At 66.8% G+C, this 17697-nt stretch carries 11 protein-coding genes and 1 pseudogene; 3 read left to right on the top strand and 9 right to left on the bottom strand.

Going from position 1 to position 17697, the window contains the following annotated elements; all coding sequences use genetic code 11:
• The first annotated feature begins 261 nt into the window (after positions 1–261).
• Positions 262–5544, top strand: a complete 5283-nt coding sequence (locus SY91_RS05515; protein WP_185921103.1) for an autotransporter outer membrane beta-barrel domain-containing protein — start codon at positions 262–264, stop codon at positions 5542–5544.
• Positions 5545–5626: 82 nt separating this feature from the next.
• Here the strand turns inward: SY91_RS05515 and SY91_RS05510 are convergent, their stop codons facing one another.
• The 6 genes from SY91_RS05510 to SY91_RS05485 form a co-directional block, all read right to left on the bottom strand.
• Positions 5627–6352: an amino acid ABC transporter ATP-binding protein gene (locus SY91_RS05510; protein WP_011544587.1), complete on the bottom strand. Its 726-nt coding sequence runs from the start codon at positions 6350–6352 to the stop codon at positions 5627–5629.
• Positions 6349–7026, bottom strand: a complete 678-nt coding sequence (gene gltK, locus SY91_RS05505) for a glutamate/aspartate ABC transporter permease GltK (protein ID WP_011544586.1) — start codon at positions 7024–7026, stop codon at positions 6349–6351. The genes SY91_RS05510 and gltK overlap by 4 nt, the downstream gene beginning before the upstream one ends.
• Complete coding sequence (locus SY91_RS05500) at positions 7026–7766, bottom strand: amino acid ABC transporter permease (protein ID WP_006476908.1); 741 nt, start codon at positions 7764–7766, stop codon at positions 7026–7028. The genes gltK and SY91_RS05500 overlap by 1 nt, the downstream gene beginning before the upstream one ends.
• A gap of 84 nt (positions 7767–7850) precedes the next feature.
• Positions 7851–8744, bottom strand: a complete 894-nt coding sequence (locus SY91_RS05495; protein ID WP_011544585.1) for a glutamate/aspartate ABC transporter substrate-binding protein — start codon at positions 8742–8744, stop codon at positions 7851–7853.
• 302 nt (positions 8745–9046) lie between these two features.
• On the bottom strand, positions 9047–10333 hold the full coding sequence (locus SY91_RS05490; RefSeq protein WP_011544584.1) for a Glu/Leu/Phe/Val family dehydrogenase: 1287 nt from the start codon (positions 10331–10333) through the stop codon (positions 9047–9049).
• 287 nt (positions 10334–10620) lie between these two features.
• Positions 10621–11586 carry a LysR substrate-binding domain-containing protein gene (locus tag SY91_RS05485; RefSeq protein WP_175767886.1) on the bottom strand — a complete coding sequence of 322 codons (966 nt, stop codon included), beginning with the start codon at positions 11584–11586 and terminating at the stop codon, positions 10621–10623.
• Between the two features lie 266 nt (positions 11587–11852).
• On the opposite strand from SY91_RS05485, the gene purB reads away from it, so the two are divergent.
• Positions 11853–13241, top strand: a complete 1389-nt coding sequence (gene purB, locus SY91_RS05480) for an adenylosuccinate lyase (protein WP_023477700.1) — start codon at positions 11853–11855, stop codon at positions 13239–13241.
• A 77-nt stretch (positions 13242–13318) separates the two neighbouring features.
• Here the strand turns inward: purB and SY91_RS05475 are convergent.
• Positions 13319–14739, bottom strand: a pseudogene (locus SY91_RS05475) (NAD(P)/FAD-dependent oxidoreductase).
• 284 nt (positions 14740–15023) lie between these two features.
• Between SY91_RS05475 and SY91_RS05470 the strand changes: the two are divergent.
• Positions 15024–15671, top strand: coding sequence for a TetR/AcrR family transcriptional regulator (locus SY91_RS05470; protein WP_043888540.1), 648 nt, complete (start codon positions 15024–15026; stop codon positions 15669–15671).
• 71 nt (positions 15672–15742) lie between these two features.
• Here the strand turns inward: SY91_RS05470 and SY91_RS05465 are convergent, their stop codons facing one another.
• A complete protein-coding gene (locus SY91_RS05465) occupies positions 15743–16246 on the bottom strand; it encodes a gluconokinase (protein ID WP_011544579.1) in 504 nt (167 codons plus the stop codon).
• A 13-nt stretch (positions 16247–16259) separates the two neighbouring features.
• Complete coding sequence (locus SY91_RS05460; RefSeq protein ID WP_011544578.1) at positions 16260–17621, bottom strand: GntP family permease; 1362 nt, start codon at positions 17619–17621, stop codon at positions 16260–16262.
• Positions 17622–17697 lie beyond the last annotated feature (76 nt).

Raw genomic sequence — 17697 nt, 5'->3', positions numbered from 1 at the left:
GCCACAGCCTTCGGTTCGATTAACCACACAAATCAAAAATACCACGCATTACGGTTCGCATCATTACAGTTTCCAGTTTCTCGATAATCGACGGCCATCTGAATCAGTAGACTCCGCCCATCCTCGGTGTAACGAAACACGATTGGCGCGACACGCTGCCATAGCCGCCGCACGCCCCTTCGGATCATTTCCCCACCGCGGAATGCGAATTCGCCGAACAACGGCGAATGCCACGTCAAAAAGAAGAAAGAGGGGTATGTCGTGAATCACTCATTTCGATCGATATGGAGCGAGGCCGCCGGCTGCTGGGTCGCGGTCGCGGAAACGACCCGGGCGCGCGGCAAGCGCTCGGGCGGTGCATCGGGGTCAAGTCAGCGCACCGCCCGCAAGGCAACGCATCATGCAACGCGCCGGTCGCCGCTTCGTGTCGCGGCGCTCGGCGCCGCACTGGCGGCACTGTCGGCCGGCACCGTGCACGCATCGACCTGCGGCAACGGCGCGGCCGTCGCGAACGGCGCCACCTGCGCGCTCGGCAGTTTCAGCCCGACCGTCAACAACGATCTCGTCGGCGCCACGACCGTGTCGGGCGGCGACCGGGTCGGCCTGACCGGCGCCTGGACGGGCGCGACCGGCGACATGGGCTACACGTTGACGCCGCTCGGCAGCGCCTCCGTGGTATCGGGCAACCCCAACCAGCCGCTGCTGTCGATCGGCGGCAAGACGCAAAGCGTCAGCACGCCCGACTCGATCACTGGCAGCCATGCGTCGGTCGCGACCTACGATTCGGGCGCGTTCGCCGCATCGAGCGCCGGCTCGACCAACGTGCCGGTCTATCACGACGTGAACGGCAACCAGTACGTGAACACGCGGATCGGCACCGTCGAGCGCTCCGGCGGCACGCTCGACGTGTCGATCGGCGATCCGGCCGGCGCGCCGACGGCGGCCGGCAACGCGATCACGATGGCCCCGAAGCAGACCGACCTGTTCGTCGCGGACGGCACGGGCACGGCGCAAAGCGTCATCAACTGGAACTCGCGCAACCAGATCTGGCTCGGCACCGGCGACTATCTCGCGAGCGGCGGCCCCGTCAGCCACGTGCTGCTCGACGTGCCGGCGTATACCGGCACCTTCACGGCCTTCGACGGCAGCACGTGGACGGTCACCGACGCCGCGTCGCTCGCCGCGTACAACACCTTTCTCGTGCGCTCGGTTCAGAGCGGCGCGCTCGGCTCGCAGGCCGCCTACGACCACGCGTTCAGCCAGGCCGTCACGTTCTCCACGCAATCGTTCGAGTATGCGAACAACGTGTCGCCAGGCGACAAGAACACGCTGCAAATGGACTACCTGACGGTCATGCACGGCACTGGCGCAAACGCAACGCTGCATATCGGCAAGGACGGCCAGATCGACTTCCGCGGCACCAACACGATCGACTCGAGCTCGGCGGTCCTCGCGGAAAACGGCGCGCACTTCGTCAACGACGGGCGGCTGTTGGGCGACTTCACGCTCGTGCGCCTGCTGACCGGCGCGAGCGGCGTGAATAACGGCGTGATCTCGTCGGGCTACGCAGCCGGCGACAACTTCAATACGGGCGGCGCCGCGTTGCCCTACAACTTCAGTCTCAACGCGTACACCGAGGGCAGCGGCATCTATGCGAACGGCGCGGGCACGACCTTCGTCAACAACGGCGTGATGAACGTCGGCGCCTGGACCTTCAACAGCACGCGCCCCGACCTGCAGAACTACGCGGTAGCCGCGACGGACGGCGCGCGCGCGTCGAACGCCGGCACGATCAACGTCGGCGTCAACGCGACGACGCTCGACAGCCAGGTGATCGGCGGCCTCGTCGCCGGCGGCAGCTTCACGAACGAAGCCGGCGGCACGATCTATCTCGGCCGCGCCGCGCAGTACGACCCCACCTCCCCCGAAGCCGCGAACGACGTCGCGCTGTCCGCGCACGGGTACGGCATCCTGCTCGGCGCGTCGGGCACCGCGAGCAACCTCGGCACGATCGTGATCGGCACGCAGACGCAGAACGGCGCCGCACTGGCGAGCATCGGGTCGACTTCCGGCACGCTGACCAACGCGGGCGCGATCGTCGTCAACGGCGCCGCGCCGGGCACGCCGCTCGCCAACGTCGGCATGCTCGCGGCCGATACCGCCGCGACCGTGACCAATACGGGCACGATCACGCTGAATGGCGTGAACGGCATCGGCATCATGGTCGTCGGCACCGGCACGAACGCGACGGCCGCGACGTCGACCGGCACGATCGACGTGGCCGGCGGGCTCGATCCCGCGTCGGGCACGCGCAACTACGGCGTCTGGGCCGAAGGGCCGCTCGCGAAAGCCACGCTCGACGGTGCGCTGAACCTGACGGGCACCGGCGCGATCGGCGTGCACGCGCGTTCGGGCGCGACAATCGACGTCGGCGCGAACGCCGTGCCGGCCTTCATGTCCGGCACCCACCAGATCGGCTTCTATGCATACGGCGCAGGCTCGCAAATCAACGTCGCCGCGCAGCACCTGAGTGTCGACACCGACGATTCGACGCTGTTCCGCGTCGCGGGCGGCGCGGCCTACACGGGCGCGTCGGCGGCCGGCGCGCTGATCACCGACGTCAACGGCCAGCGCTCGCGCGGCGTCCTCGCAACCGACGCCGGCACCACGCTGTCGACCGGCAATGCGATCTACGACGTCAACGGCGCGAACGGCATCGCGATCGCGGTCGAAGGCGGCGCGACAGGCACGATCGACCCGGGCACGACGATCAACCTGAACGCGGCCGGCGCGACCGCGGGCATCGTCGACGGCCAGGCGCACGACCTCGCCGGCGCGGCGGCCGGCGCACCGGTCGCGACGACGCTGACCAATCACGCCGCCGTCACGTCGTCGACCGCCGGCGTGACCGGCTTCATCGCGCAGAACCTCGGCACGCTCGAGAACCGCAGCACGGTATTGCTCACCGGCGCCGGCTCGACGGGCGTCGTGGCCGGCGCGCTCGGCACGGTGAACAACGCGTCGACGATCCGCGTCTCCAACGGCACCGGCGCGCTCGTGCAGGGTGCGTCGGCCACGCTCGCCAATACGGGTGCGATCGAAGCCGACGATGGGATCGCGGGCGTGCGCCTCACGGGGGCCGGCGCATCGGTCGCGCTGTCGGGCACGGGCACCGTCGTCGCGAACGGCAGCGCCGACGGCGTGCTGATCGACTCGACCGTCACGGGCGGTGGCATCACGGCCGGGCCGACGTCGATCGCGGTCGGCGGCTCGGGCAGCGGCATCCGCAACCTCGGTGCGAATGCAACGATCGCACTGTCCGGCACGCAGGTCGCCACGACCGGCAACAGCGCCGCCGGCCTCGCGTCGACCGGTGCGGGTGCGCATATCGCGACCGATGCGGCCACGGTCGTCCGCACGGCAGGGGCCGATGCGCTCGGCCTGTCCGTGTCGGGTGCCGATTCCACGCTCACGGCCAACGGAACGACCGTCGCGACGACCGGCGCGAACGCGCATGCGATCGTCATGGACGGCGGCGCGACAGCCCTGCTGTCGGGCGCGAAGATTTCCGCATCGGGTGCCGCGGCCGATGGCATCGTCGCGCAAAACGGCGGCCGCATCGCCGATACGGGTTCGTCGCTCGCCAGCGCGGCCGGCAACGGCGCCACCGCGAACAGCGGCGGCGTGCTCGCGTTGACCGGCACGGCGCTCACGGGCGCGACGGCCGGCGTGCTGACGTCGGACACGCTCGCGAACGGCGCGACCAGCTCGGTGCTCGTCGACGGCGGCAGCGTGACGTCCGCCACCGGGCCGGCGTTCGCCGCGCGCGGCGGCGCGGCCGACATCGCGGTACGCAACGGCACGGTCGTGACGGCCGGCAACGGCACGCTGCTGAACCTCGCGAACGGCAGCAACGTGACGTTCAGCGCATCGGCGGTCACCCTCGCAGGCGACATCGTGTCGGACGCGTCGAGCACCGGCAACGTGGTCCTCGCGAACGGCACGACGCTGACCGGGAAGATCGACCCGGTCGCGTTGAGCGTCGACGGCACGAGCACGTGGCGCATGACCGGCAGTTCGGTCCTGAGCAGCCTGAACAACGCGGGCCTCGTCGCGTTCGCCGCGCCGACCGGCTCGCCGACGCTGACCGGCAGCTACAAGACGCTGACGACCGGCGGCTACGTCGGCAACGGCGGCACGATCGCGCTGAACACGTATCTCGGCGCCGATACGTCACCGACCGACCGGCTGATCGTGAACGGCGGCACGGCGAGCGGCACGACCGGCCTGAAGATCGCCAACACGGCCGGCACCGGCGCGCAGACGACCGGCGACGGCATTCCCGTGGTCGTCACGGCCAACGGCGGCACGACCGCCGCGTCGGCATTCCATCTCGCCGGCCCGGTACAGGCCGGCGCGTACGAATACCGGCTCTATCGCGGCGGGCAAGGCGATGCGAACGGCTGGTACCTGCGCTCGCAACTCGACCAGACCGACCCCGGCGACCCGATCCACCCGTCCGGCGGCGGCAACAATGGGAATGGCAACGCAAACGGCAACGGCGGCACGCTCGCGTATCGTCCGGGCGTGTCCGGTTACGCGATGACGCCGCTGCTGAACGCCGACTACGGCTTCTCGACGCTCGGCAGGCTGCACGAGCGCGTCGGCGACATCTACAACGTCGAGAAACAGCAGCACGGCAATCGCGACGGCGTGTGGGGGCGCATCGGCGGCCAGAGTCTCGATGCGAACGCGGGCCGTTTCTCGGCCGACGAACGCACGTTCTTCGCGCAGTTCGGCAAGGACTGGACCCTCGACCAGGCGCCGGACGGTGCCGGCAGCACGCATGCGGGCGTGACGGCCAGCATCGGCGTGTCGAACGCGAGCTTCAGCGACATGGCGCGCGCAGGCTCGCCCGACCTGTCGACGTCGACCGGCTCGGTCGAGATGCACGCGCAGAGCGTCGGCGGCTACTGGACGCGCTATCTGCCCGACGGCACCTACTTCGACAGCGTCGGGCAGGTCACGCACTACGGCAACCGCTATCGCGACAGCTACGGCAACGAGGCGTCGCAGAACGGCTTCGGCGTCGCGCTGTCGCAGGAAGTCGGCAAGCCGTTCGCGATCGGCGCGTTGCCGGTCGCGGTCGAGCCGCAGGCGCAGCTGATGTATCAGTACCTGAAACTGAACGGGTTCAACGACAACGTGTCGGCCGTGTCGGGCACGACGACGAATGCGCTGCGCGGCCGCGTCGGCGTGCGCATCTTCCGGCCGAACCTCCAGTCGGACGCGGGCGGCGGCGCCGCGACGCCGTACTTCACGGCCGACGTGCTGCACGACTTCCTGTCGCCGGGGCAGACCGTGGTCGGCGGCACACCGTTCGCGACGCATCTCGGGCGCACCTGGTACGAGCTCGGCGTCGGCGTGACCGCCGGCTTCGGCAAGTCCGGCGAGCTGTACGCGAATGCGAAGATCGCACGCAACATCGGCGGCGATTACCGGCGCGGGATCGTCGGGCAGGTCGGCTACCGGTACAGCTGGTAACGCCCGGCGACGGACGAAAAAAAACCGCCCGGCGGCATGCCGGGCGGTTTTCGCATGGGTACGCGCGAAAACGCGCGAACGCTCAGTGCAGGATCTTCGCGAGGAAGTCCTTCGCGCGATCCGATTTCGGATTCGAGAAGAAATCGTCCTTGCGGTCGTCCTCGACGATCGCGCCCTTGTCCATGAAGATCACGCGATGCGCGACCTTCTTCGCGAAGCCCATCTCGTGCGTGACGACCATCATCGTCATCCCTTCCTGCGCGAGTTCGACCATCACGTCGAGCACTTCGTTGATCATCTCGGGATCGAGCGCGGACGTCGGCTCGTCGAACAGCATCGCGATCGGGTCCATCGACAGCGCGCGCGCGATCGCGACCCGCTGCTGCTGGCCGCCCGACAACTGGCCCGGAAACTTGTGCGCATGCGCCTTCAGGCCGACGCGATCGAGCAGCTTCATGCCCTTCTCGTTCGCCTCGTCCTTGCCGCGGCCGAGCACCTTGACCTGCGCGAGCGTCAGGTTCTCGGTGATCGACAGGTGCGGGAACAGTTCGAAATGCTGGAACACCATCCCGACCTTCGAGCGCAGCTTCGACAGGTTCGTCTTCTTGTCGCCGACCGACTGGCCGTTCACGAGGATCTCGCCCTGCTGGAACGGCTCCAGGCCGTTCACGGTCTTGATCAGCGTCGACTTGCCGGAGCCCGACGGGCCGCACACGACGACCACTTCGCCTTTCTTGACCTCGGTCGTGCATTCGGTGAGGACCTGAAACTGGCCGTACCACTTCGAAACGTTCTTGATGGAAATCATCTTGTGACCTTTTTCTGGAGACCCTTGACGAGAGCAGACGCCAACGAGCAAATCACGAAATAGCATGCGCCGGCGAACAGGACCATCTCGACGGTCGTGCCGTCGCGATCGCCGACGTTGGCGGCCGTGCGGAAGAAGTCCGCGAGACTGATCACGTACACGAGCGACGTATCCTGGAACAGGACGATCGCCTGCGTGAGCAGCAGCGGCACCATCGCGCGGAACGCCTGCGGCAGGATCACGAGGCGCATCGCCTGCGCGTAGTTCATGCCGAGCGCGAACGCGGCATTCACCTGCCCACGCGGCACCGCCTGGATGCCGGCGCGGATGATCTCGGAATAATACGCGGCTTCGAACAACGAGAACGCGACCATGGCCGACGCGAGGCGGATGTCGATCGTCGGCGACAGCCCGAGCACGCCCTGCAGCAACTGCGGCACGATCAGGAAGAACCACAGCAGCACCATCACGAGCGGGATCGAGCGGAACACCGTCACGTACGCTTTCGCGAACCATGCGAGCGGCTTCACGCCGGACAGCCGCAGCAGCGCCAGCAGCGTGCCCCAGACGATCCCGATCACGATCGCGATCAGCGTGATCTTGAACGTGACGACCGCCCCCGACCACAGCGTCGGCAGCGCGCCGGGAATACTACTCCAGTCGAACTGATGCATCACTTGCCTCCGATATAGCCGGGCAGCCGCGTGCGGCCTTCGATCCAGCGCATGAACGCCATCACGACGAGGTTGATCAGCACGTAGGCGAGCGTGACCGCGATGAACGACTCGTAGGTCTGCGCGGTGTAGTCGACGAGCTGGCGCGCCTGCGCGGACAGGTCGAGCAGGCCGATCGTCGACGCGACGGCGGAGTTCTTGAAGATGTTCAGGAATTCCGACGTGAGCGGCGGCACGATGATCCGGTACGCGACGGGCAGCAGCACGTAGCGATACGTCTGCCATTGCGTGAAGCCCATCGCGAGGCCGGCCGCGCGCTGGCCCTTCGGCAGCGCGTTGATCCCCGAGCGCACCTGTTCGCACACGCGCGCGCCCGTGAACAGGCCGAGACAGACGATCGACGCGGTAAAGAACTGCGTGCCGGGCGGCAACTGCTTGATCCAGGTGCCGATCGACGCGGGCAGCAACTCGGGTATCACGAGATACCAGACGAAGAACTGCACGATCAGCGGGATGTTCCGGAAGATCGACACGTACACGGTGCCGATCGCGGCGAGCCACTTGTTCGGCACGGTGCGCAGCACGCCGAACAGCGACCCGACGATCAGCGCGATGACCCAGGCGACGAGCGACACTTCGATCGTCACCCAGAAGCCGGACATCAGCCATCCGAAATAAGTCGTCGGCTCGCCGGTCGACACGGGGCTCAGAAAGATGCCCCAGTTCCAGTGGTAAGACATGGGCAAGACTCCAGCAAAAAGAAACGGAAGAAGCAGCGCCTCTTCCGTTTCAGTAGCGTCATTTCTGCATCAACGGCCGTGTGGTCAGTCGAGCGCCTTGTCGTTCGGGTTCGCGTACAGCTTCTTCATCGAATCGGACAGCGGGAAGTTCAGGTTCAGCCCCTTCGGCGGAATCGGGTTCTCGAACCACTTCGCGTAGATCTTCGCGGCTTCGCCCGACTTCTCGACTTGCGAGATCGCGTCGTCGACGACCTTCTTGAAGTCGGCGTCGCCCTTGCGCATCATGCAGCCGTAAGCCTCTTCCGATTGCGGCGTGCCGACGATCACCCATTCGCCCGGCTGCTTCGCCTTCGCGCGCTCGCCCGCGAGCAGCGCGTCATCCATCATGAATGCGACCGCGCGGCCCGATTCCAGCGTGTTGAACGAATCGCCGTGATCCTTCGCGCTGATGATGTTCATGCCGAGCTGCTTGTCGTTGTTCATCTTGCGCAGCAGGCGCTCCGACGTCGTGCCGGCGGTCGTCACGACCGTCTTGCCCTTCAGGTCGGCGAAATCCTTGACACCCGAATCCTTCTTCGTCATCAGGCGCGTGCCGATCACGAAGATCGTGTCGGAGAACGCGGCTTGCTGCTGACGCTCGAGGTTGTTGGTCGTCGAACCGCACTCGATGTCGACCGTGCCGTTCTGCACCAGCGGAATGCGGTTCTGCGACGTGACGGGGATGTTCTTCACCTGCAGGTTCGGCAGGTTCAGCTTCTTCTTCACCGCGTCCACGATCTTCAGCTGGAACTCGCGCGAATAGCCGACCACCTGCTGGTTCTGGTCGTAGTAGGAGAACGGAATCGACGATTCGCGGTGGCCCAGCGCGATCACGCCCGTGTCCTTGATCTTCTTCAGCGTGCCAGTCTCCTGAGCGTACGCGCCGCTTGCGAACGCGCACAGCGCCGCGGCCATCAGGACTGCCTTGTGGTATTTCATTTTGGTCATCTCCTTGGCTAAAACCCGCGCCAGTGTATCAAAGTAATATTTTTGAAAGTACTGGTTGTTTACCGCACTACGAATCACCCTGTGCGAAGCCTTCCTCCCGGCTCCGGGCGCTCCAGATGCACGCGCGGGCGGTGCCGGATTCGGCACCGCCCGCGCGGGTTCATATCCACAATCGGGTGGATTGCGTCATGAATCGATCATGGTCGTCGATCGGGGACGCCCGGTCAGGGACGCCCGGTCAGGGACGCCCGGTTAGGGACGCCCGGTTAGGGACGCCCGGTCGGGACGTCCGATCAGGGGTAGAGGCCGCGCATTTCGCGCGCCATCAGGATGCGCTTGCACGCGACGATGAACGCCGCCGTACGCACCGTCACCTTGTGCTCTTCCGCGACCGCCCACACGCCGGCGAACGCTTCGCGCATCACGCGCTCGAGACGATGGTTGATCTCGTCTTCCGTCCAGAAGAAGCTCGAGAAATCCTGCACCCACTCGAAGTACGACACGGTCACGCCACCCGCGTTCGCGATCACGTCGGGGATCACGAGCACGCCGTTCGCGCTCAGGATGTCGTCCGCCGCCGTCGTCGTCGGGCCGTTCGCGCCTTCGACGACGATCTTCGTGCGGATCTTCGCCGCGTTCTTCTCGGTGATCTGGTTTTCCAGCGCCGCCGGGATCAGGATGTCGGTCTCGACCGTCCAGAACTCGTCGTTCGGCATCGGCTCGGCGCCTTCGAAGCCCGCGACGCCGCCGGTGCGGGCGACGTGGTCGAGCAGCTTGTTCGAATCGAGGCCGGCCGGCTGGTAGATCGTGCCCGTGTGATCCTGCACCGCGATCACCTTCGCGCCCGCTTCCTGGAACAGCTTCGCCGCGATACCGCCGACGTTGCCGAAACCTTGCACCGCGATGCGTGCGCCTTCGATTTCCAGGCCCTTCTTCTTCGCCGCTTCGGAGCCGACGACGAACACGCCGCGGCCCGTTGCTTCCTTGCGGCCGAGCGAACCGCCGAGCGCGATCGGCTTGCCGGTCACGACGCCGGTCGACGTCTGGCCCTGGTTCATCGAGTACGTGTCCATCATCCACGCCATCACCTGTTCGTTGGTGTTGACGTCCGGCGCCGGGATGTCCGTGTTCGGCCCGATGATGATGCCGATTTCGCTGGTGTAGCGGCGCGTCACGCGCTCGAGCTCACCACGCGACAGCTTGCGCGGGTCGACGCGGATACCGCCCTTCGCGCCGCCGTACGGCACGTTCACGGCCGCGTTCTTCACCGACATCCATGCCGACAGCGCCATCACTTCCGACAGCGTCACGTCCTGGTGGTAGCGCACGCCGCCCTTGCCCGGACCGCGCGACACGTTGTGCTGCACGCGATAGCCTTCGAAGTGCGCGACGGTGCCGTTGTCGAGCTCGATCGGGCAGTCGACGATCAGGATGCGCTTCGGACGCTTCAGCGTTTCGAGCCAGCGCGACAGCGAACCGAGGTACGGCGCGACGCGATCGACCTGCTGAAGGTAGTTGCCCCACGGGCCGAGATCGTCGGCGTGCAGGTAGGACGGGATGGACTGCTGTTGCGAAGACATGGAAGCTCCAACGTTCAACGGATTGCGCACATTGTCGAAAAAGCCGTTTTTTTTATCCAATGCCGTTTGTTTATTCGATTATGCGTTTCTTGCATGATCGCGATTTTTCGCAAATCCGCGGTCGATTTGCGCAAGAACGCCCGCGATCAGCCGTGCATCGCGTTCGTGAAAAACCGGATTGGACTGACGCGGGCCAGCCGCGGGACAGCCGTCCGATAGACGCTGCAGGAGCGCCGTCAGCCGGCCGGGTCGATCGGCCGGATTGACCGTCGGCGGTTAACCGGCGATCAAGCGGTGGTGTCGCCGGTCGTGTCGCGCAGTTCGTCGCGCACGACGTCCCACAGCGCCCGCACGAGCTTCTGCCGCGGATCGTCGCCCTGCAGCGCGAGCTTGTCGCAGTACAGGCGGATCTCCATCGTCAGCGTGAACGGATGCGCACCGCCGCGCGCCGACCGGTCGAGCCGGATCAGCCGGCCGCCCGCGACCGCATCGTCGACCGCGCTGTGCGGCAGGAACGCGACGCCGTGGCCCGCGAGCGCCATCGCCTTCAGCCCCTCGGCCATGTCGGTTTCGTAGACGCGATCGAGAAACAGCCGCGTCGGCGCGTTCGCGATGATGACTTCGGTCATCCGGCCGAGATACGCGTTCGGCGTATACGACAGGTACGGCACGCGCGCGTCGGCCGCGCCCGGCAGCGTATGGCGCGGCCGGCCCGCGCGGCCGGGCGCCGAGAACGGGCTGATCGGCTCGCTGCCGAGAATCAGCATGTCGTAGCGGGCCGGGTCGAGCGCGACCGGGTGGCTCGGGTGGTGATAGCCCATCACGAGGTCGCAGCCGCCCTCGACCAGCGACAGCACCGCGTCGTGCACGTTCAGCGCGCGCAGCCGCGTATGGACCTGGCCCATCTTCGCCTCGATCCGCTCGAGCCAGCGCGGAAAATACGTGAGCGACAACGTGTGCGGCACCGCGAATTCGATCGTCGGCACCGGCGCGCCGACGTGGCCGCGCAGCAGCGTGCGCGCCTCGTGCGCCTGCGACAGCATCGTCAGCGCCTGCTCGTAGAAGATCTGCCCGGCCTGCGTGAGCCGCGTCGGATAGACCGACCGATCGATCAACTCGGTCGCGAGCCACGCCTCGAGCGCCTGGATGCGCCGCGAAAACGCCGGCTGCGACACGTGCCGCAGCTCGGCGGACCGGCTAAAGCTGCGCGTCTCCGCGAGCGAGACGAAGTCTTCGAGCCATTTCAGTTCCATGCAGGCGGGCGCGGCGGGCGGCGGTCGGGAAGAAGCCTGCATTCTACCGGCGGGCGGCCCCGGCCGGCGGCGTCGAACGCGGCCCGGCAAGCCGGCGCGGGCACCCGCCGGCACGCCATTCGCGCGCCGCCCCGGTGCCGCCCGAACCGCGCGTGCCCGCGGCAGCCACGGCCGGACCGGTTCGGTCGGGATCGACGCGCGCCGATGGTAAAATGCCGGATTCTCCTCCCCTCGTTCGCCCCGGCCCCAAAAGGCCCTGCCCGATCATGTCCGACACTCGTCCCGATACGCTTTTCGCCCTCACCGCGCTCTCGCCCATCGACGGCCGCTACGCCAGCAAGACCGAAGCGCTGCGCGACTGGCTCTCCGAAGCCGCCTTCATGCGCCACCGCGTCACCGTGGAGGTGCACTGGCTGATCGCGCTGTCGCGCGCCGGCTTCGCGGAAGTCCCGCGCTTCTCGGAAGCCTCCGAGCAGTTCCTGCTGCAGCTCGCCGAGCGCTTCACCGCGCACGACGCCGCGCGCATCAAGGAAATCGAGCGCGTGACGAACCACGACGTGAAGGCCGTCGAATACTGGCTGAAGGAATCGGTGAAGGGCCAGGCCGAACTCGAGAAGGCGAGCGAATTCATCCACTTCGCGTGCACGTCCGAGGACATCAACAACACGTCGCACGGAATGATGCTCGCCGGTGCGCGCGAACACGTGATCCTGCCGGCACTGCGCACGGTCTACCAGCGCCTCGTCGCGCTCGCGCACGCGCACGCCGAGCAGCCGATGCTGTCGCGCACGCACGGCCAGCCGGCCAGCCCGACGACGCTCGGCAAGGAACTCGCGAACGTCGCCGCGCGCCTCGCCCGCGCGATCACGCGCATCGAGAAGGTCGAGATCCTCGGCAAGATGAACGGCGCGGTCGGCAACTTCAACGCGCATCTCTCGGCGTATCCGGAATTCGACTGGGAAGCGTTCTCGCGCGACGTGATCGAAAACCGCCTGAAGCTCACGTTCAACCCGTATACGATCCAGATCGAGCCGCACGACTACATGGCCGAACTGTTCGACGCCGTGGCGCGCGCGAACACGATCCTGCTCGACCTCGACCGCGACGTGTGGGGCTACATCTCGGTCGGCTACTTCAAGCAGAAGACGAAGGCCGGCGAAATCGGCTCGTCGACGATGCCGCACAAGGTCAACCCGATCGACTTCGAGAACTCGGAAGGCAATCTCGGCCTCGCGAACGCGACGCTGCGCCACCTCGCCGACAAGCTGCCGGTGTCGCGCTGGCAGCGCGACCTGACCGACTCGACGGTGCTGCGCAACATGGGCGTCGCGCTCGGCTACTCGCTGCTCGCGTACGACTCGCTGATCCGCGGCCTCGACAAGCTCGAAGTGAACCCGCAGCGCCTGAACGAAGATCTCGACAACTGCTGGGAAGTGCTCGCGGAGCCGGTGCAGACGGTGATGCGCCGCTACGGCATCGAGAACCCGTACGAGCAGCTGAAGGAACTGACGCGCGGCAAGGGCATCACGCGCGAAGCGCTGCAGGAATTCGTCGGCACGCTGGCGATCCCGCAGGATGCGAAGGACCGCCTGCTCGCGATGACGCCGGCGTCGTACATCGGCAAGGCCGTCGAACTCGCGAAGCGGATCGCGTAAGCGCCGCCGTCGCCCCGACGAAAAAAGCCCGATGCGAAGCGATTCGCATCGGGCTTTTTGTTGCCTGCCGCAGCCGATCAGAACGAGATCATCCGCCCCGGGTTCAGCGCGCTCATCACGCTCATCGCCGCCTTCGCGGCCGGAATCGCGATCGGCGACAGCTGCCGGCCGAGCGGAATCGCGCGATGGTCGATGCCCGTGAGCATCGAGAAATCGTCGTTGCGGCCGACGAAATCGTCGCAGATCGCCTTGCCGATCCGCACCGTCTGCGCGACGCCATGCCCGCTCCAGCCCTGCACCATGTACATCGGCACGCGGCCGTCGGTCTTGCGGCTGTCGGTCGCGCCGTTCAGCGTGAAATCGCTGACGCCGCTCCAGCAGTAATCGAGCGCGAAGCGGCCGTCGTACTGCGGAAACACCGTGTTCAGCCGCGTCAGCAGATACGCGTTGACGTCGGGCTGCGCCCAGCAGCTGCCGGTGCCCTGCCCGCCGAACAGCAGGCGGTTGCCGCGCACCGGCCGGTAGTAGTCGATCTGGAACTGCGTGTCGTACACCGGCATGCCGGCCGGCATCAGCGTCGCGACGTCGACGTCGAGCGGCGCCGTCACGCTCACGTACGTGAAGAACGGCACGGTGGTCGCCGCGCCGTCGTCGAGCAGCCGGAACGTCGTGTTGTGCAGCGCGAGCACCACACCCTTGCGCGCGGTGATGGTGCCGCCCGGCGTCGTCGCGACGACGCCGGCGGGCGTCTCGTCGAGCTCGAGCACTTCGGTGCCTTCGAACAGCGCGCCGCCGTTCAGCCGGAAGCCGTGCACGAGGCCGCGCACCAGTGCGAGCGGGTGAATCTGGCCGCCGATCGCGTCGATCGCCGCGCCGTGATACAGCCCGAGCGTACGTATTCGTCGTGCAGCTGATGGCGGCCGACGAGCGTCACGCCCGCGTCGCCAAGGTGACGGCGCGCATCCGCGCCGTCGAGCAGCGCGCTCATGTGGCCGGGGTGAACCGCCGCCGTCACGTGGCCGCGCTTGCGGTCGAGATCGAGCGCGTAACGCGCGCCGATCCCGTCGATCAGGTCCATCGACTCGGCCGACGCGAAGCGCCACAACCGCTTCGCATCGTCGTGCGACAGGTTCTCGATCATGTCGGCCGCTTCCCAGCGCGCGAGGCCGGGCGTGAGTTGCCCGCCGTTGCGACCGGACGCGGCCGAGCCGACGTGATGCTTGTCGACGAGGATCGTGTCGACGCCCGCTTCCGCCAGATGCAGCGCGGCCGAGGCGCCGAGCAGGCCCGCGCCGATCACGAGCACGTCGCACACGGCATCTTGTGCGAGCGGCGCGCTGTTTTCATGGCGCGACAGCGACGCCTCGTACCAGTTCGCCGGGCGCTCGCCGTCATAGCGGACCGGATCGCACCAGTTCCAGTTGTCTTTTTCGATATTCAGCTGCGTTTGCGCGAAACGCGCTTCGCCCTGGATCACGGGCTTGTTATGGGACGTCATGATTGCACTTGCATGGTCTTGGCCGCCTGTCGAAGGGCCTCGTTGCTTCGAGGCTTCGCGGGTGGGGGCAGCCGGTTCCACATGGGAGTCAACGAGAAAGGGGGCGCGATGGCCCGTGTTGACGGCGGGCACGCTCGTGCCGCCTGGATCCCGGACTGTGCGAAAGCACGTATTGAAAGGTGCCGGGACACCCAATTTCTACACCGCAGAAATAATTCTACAGTGTAGAATAAACTTTCGTCAAGTTTACAACCGGCGTCATGCCGGCCTGCCAGCCCGCCTCGATGAAAGACAAACCCGCCCAAGGGCCGCGCGGCCTCGACAAGGACGCGATCGTCGCGGCCGCGCTCGCGCTGCTCGAAGACGTCGGCGAAGCCGCGTTCAGCGTGCGCAAGCTCGCGCAATCGGTCGGCTGCGACCCGATGAGCGTGCTGTATCACTTCAAGTCGAAGGAAGGCCTGAGCCGCGCGATCGCGAATGCGCTGTCGCGCTCGCTCGTGCCGGTCGAGCCTTCACTGCCGTGGCGTGAACGGCTGCGTGACCTCGCGCGCCAGTACCGCGCGCTCGCGCTGCGCTACCCCGCCGCGTTCGCGCTGCTGCAGCGGCACATGAGCACGGGGCTGGCCGATCTCGCGCACATCGAGGCCGTGCATCGCGCGCTGACCGATGCCGGCATCCCGCGCGCGGCGCTGCCGTCGGTATGCGTCGGCTGGTACGCGAGCGTGATCGGGCTCGCCGCCGCCGAAGCGGGCGGCCTCACGCGCGCCGCGAACGACGTCGAGCTCGCGGAAATGCACGCGCTGTCCGACGCCGCGCATCCGCTCGTCAAGTCGGCCGCCCCGCTCTACGCGCAGCTCGATCCGGCCGTCGTGCACGACACGATGCTCGACGTGCTGCTCGACGGCATCGCGCAACGCGCACGCATGGCCTGACCGGCTCGCGCATCGCCAACGAAAAAGGCGCCCGAAGGCGCCTTTTTCATGACGATGACCGCGAACCGCGCTCAGTGCTGCTGCGCGAGGCCGATCTTCAGCATGACCTGATCGACGATCTGCTCGGGCGTCAGCTCGATGCTGACCTCGATCGCCTCGTCCGGGCCCGGCTCCTCGAGCGTGTCCAGCTGGCTCTTCAGCAGCGACGGATCGAAGAAATGGCCGGTGCGGCTTTTCAGACGCTCCTGCAACACCTCGAACGAACCCTTCAGATACACGAACCGCACGTCGGTGTCGGTGCCGCGCAGCACGTCGCGGTACGACCGCTTCAGCGACGAGCACGTGAACACGGCGGTTTCGCCGGCGCGCTGCTTTTCCTCGATGGCCGCACGAATCGTGCGCAGCCACGGCCAGCGGTCTTCATCGGTCAGCGGAATACCGTGGTGCATCTTTTCCTTGTTCGCCGCGCTGTGAAACGCGTCGCCATCGGTATAGCTGCACGACAGGCGTTCCGCCAGCATTTCGCCGATCAGCGACTTGCCCGCGCCCGACACGCCCATTGCGATCAGAATCATTGACTACCCCTTGTTACAGAACCACGCTCAGCAACAGCGTAAAACTCAGACCGAGCACCGAGATGATGGTTTCAAGCAGCGACCAGGTCTTGAACGTCTGGCCCACCGTCATCCCGAAATATTCCTTGATCAGCCAGAAGCCGCCGTCGTTCACGTGCGAGAAGATCAGCGAGCCCGAGCCCGTCGCGAGCACCAGCAGTTCCGGCCGGACCGACGCGCCCGACGCCGCCGCGATCGGCGCGACGATACCGCAGGCCGTCGTCATCGCGACCGTCGCCGAACCCGTCGCGAGACGCATCAGTGCCGCGACGAACCAGCCGAGCAGCAGCGGCGACAGGTGCGCGTGCTTCGCGGTCTCGACGATCTGCTGCGAAATCCCGCTGTCGCGCAGGACGCCGCCGAAGCCGCCGCCCGCGCCGACGATCAGCGTGATCCCGGCGATCGGCGCCAGGCACTCGCCGCAGAACTTCTGGATCTGGTCGCGGTTGAAGCCCTGCTTCGCGCCGAAGGTCCAGAAGCTCACGAGCACGGCGATCAGCAGCGCGACGTCCGAGTTGCCCGCAAAGCGCAGCAGGTTGTTCGGCAGCGACTTCGGCGTGAACACCAGGTCGGCCCAGCTGCCGACGAGCATCAGCACGACGGGCAGCAGGATCGTGAACAGCGTGATGCCGAAGCTCGGCAGCTCGCGCTTGCCGCCGTCCGTGCGCGAATCGACGAATTGCGACGCGAGCGGGTTGTTTTCCGGCAGCTTCACGAACTTCGAGATCATCAGCGCGAACAGCGGGCCCGCGATGATCGCGGTCGGCACGCCGACGACCAGGCCGAAGGCGATCGTCTTGCCGATATCGGCGCCGTATTGCTGGACGGCCAGCAGCGCGGCCGGGTGCGGCGGGATCAGCCCGTGCACGACCGACAGGCCGGCCACCATCGGCAGGCCGACGACGAGCAGCGACTTGCCGGTGCGCTTCGCGACGTTGAACGCGATCGGGATCAGCAGCACGAAGCCGACTTCGAAGAACACCGGCAGGCCGACGATGATCGCGACGAACATCATCGCCCAGTGGATGTTCTTTTCACCGAACCAGTCGATCAGCGTGGTCGCGATCCGTTCGGCACCGCCCGATTCGGCCATCATCTTGCCGAGCATCGTGCCGAGGCCGACGACGATCGCGATGTGGCCGAGCGTGCCGCCGGTGCCCGTTTCGAACGACTTGACGATCTTGTCCATCGGCATGCCGACGACGAGACCGAGGCCGAGCGAGACGATGATCAGCACCAGGAACGGGTAGATCTTGTAGCGCGCGATCATCAGGATCAGCGCGGCAATCGCGATCAGCGTGAATACGAGCAGCATGCTGCCTTGGACGGCCCCCATGTGGCACTCCTCCTAGAATTGTTCGAACCGGGCGAGTCGTTGCGAGTATGCCCGGCTATGCGGGTCTCCGAAACAC

The sequence above is a fragment of the Burkholderia cenocepacia genome, from assembly GCF_014211915.1.
GTDB lineage: Bacteria > Pseudomonadota > Gammaproteobacteria > Burkholderiales > Burkholderiaceae > Burkholderia > Burkholderia orbicola.
The sequence above is the reverse complement of the archived record's forward strand: the minus strand, read 5'-3'. Positions and strand labels throughout refer to the sequence as shown.

Bases quoted from the DNA above. Each gene is read 5' to 3' on its own strand.
- SY91_RS05510 (WP_011544587.1), bottom strand. From the start codon at position 6,352: ATGATTTCCATCAAGAACGTTTCGAAGTGGTACGGCCAGTTTCAGGTC.
- gltK (WP_011544586.1), bottom strand. From the start codon at position 7,026: ATGCATCAGTTCGACTGGAGTAGTATTCCCGGCGCGCTGCCGACGCTG.
- SY91_RS05500 (WP_006476908.1), bottom strand. From the start codon at position 7,766: ATGTCTTACCACTGGAACTGGGGCATCTTTCTGAGCCCCGTGTCGACC.
- SY91_RS05495 (WP_011544585.1), bottom strand. From the start codon at position 8,744: ATGAAATACCACAAGGCAGTCCTGATGGCCGCGGCGCTGTGCGCGTTC.
- SY91_RS05490 (WP_011544584.1), bottom strand. From the start codon at position 10,333: ATGTCTTCGCAACAGCAGTCCATCCCGTCCTACCTGCACGCCGACGAT.
- SY91_RS05485 (WP_175767886.1), bottom strand. From the start codon at position 11,586: ATGGAACTGAAATGGCTCGAAGACTTCGTCTCGCTCGCGGAGACGCGC.
- purB (WP_023477700.1), top strand. From the start codon at position 11,853: ATGTCCGACACTCGTCCCGATACGCTTTTCGCCCTCACCGCGCTCTCG.
- SY91_RS05470 (WP_043888540.1), top strand. From the start codon at position 15,024: ATGAAAGACAAACCCGCCCAAGGGCCGCGCGGCCTCGACAAGGACGCG.
- SY91_RS05465 (WP_011544579.1), bottom strand. From the start codon at position 16,246: ATGATTCTGATCGCAATGGGCGTGTCGGGCGCGGGCAAGTCGCTGATC.
- SY91_RS05460 (WP_011544578.1), bottom strand. From the start codon at position 17,621: ATGGGGGCCGTCCAAGGCAGCATGCTGCTCGTATTCACGCTGATCGCG.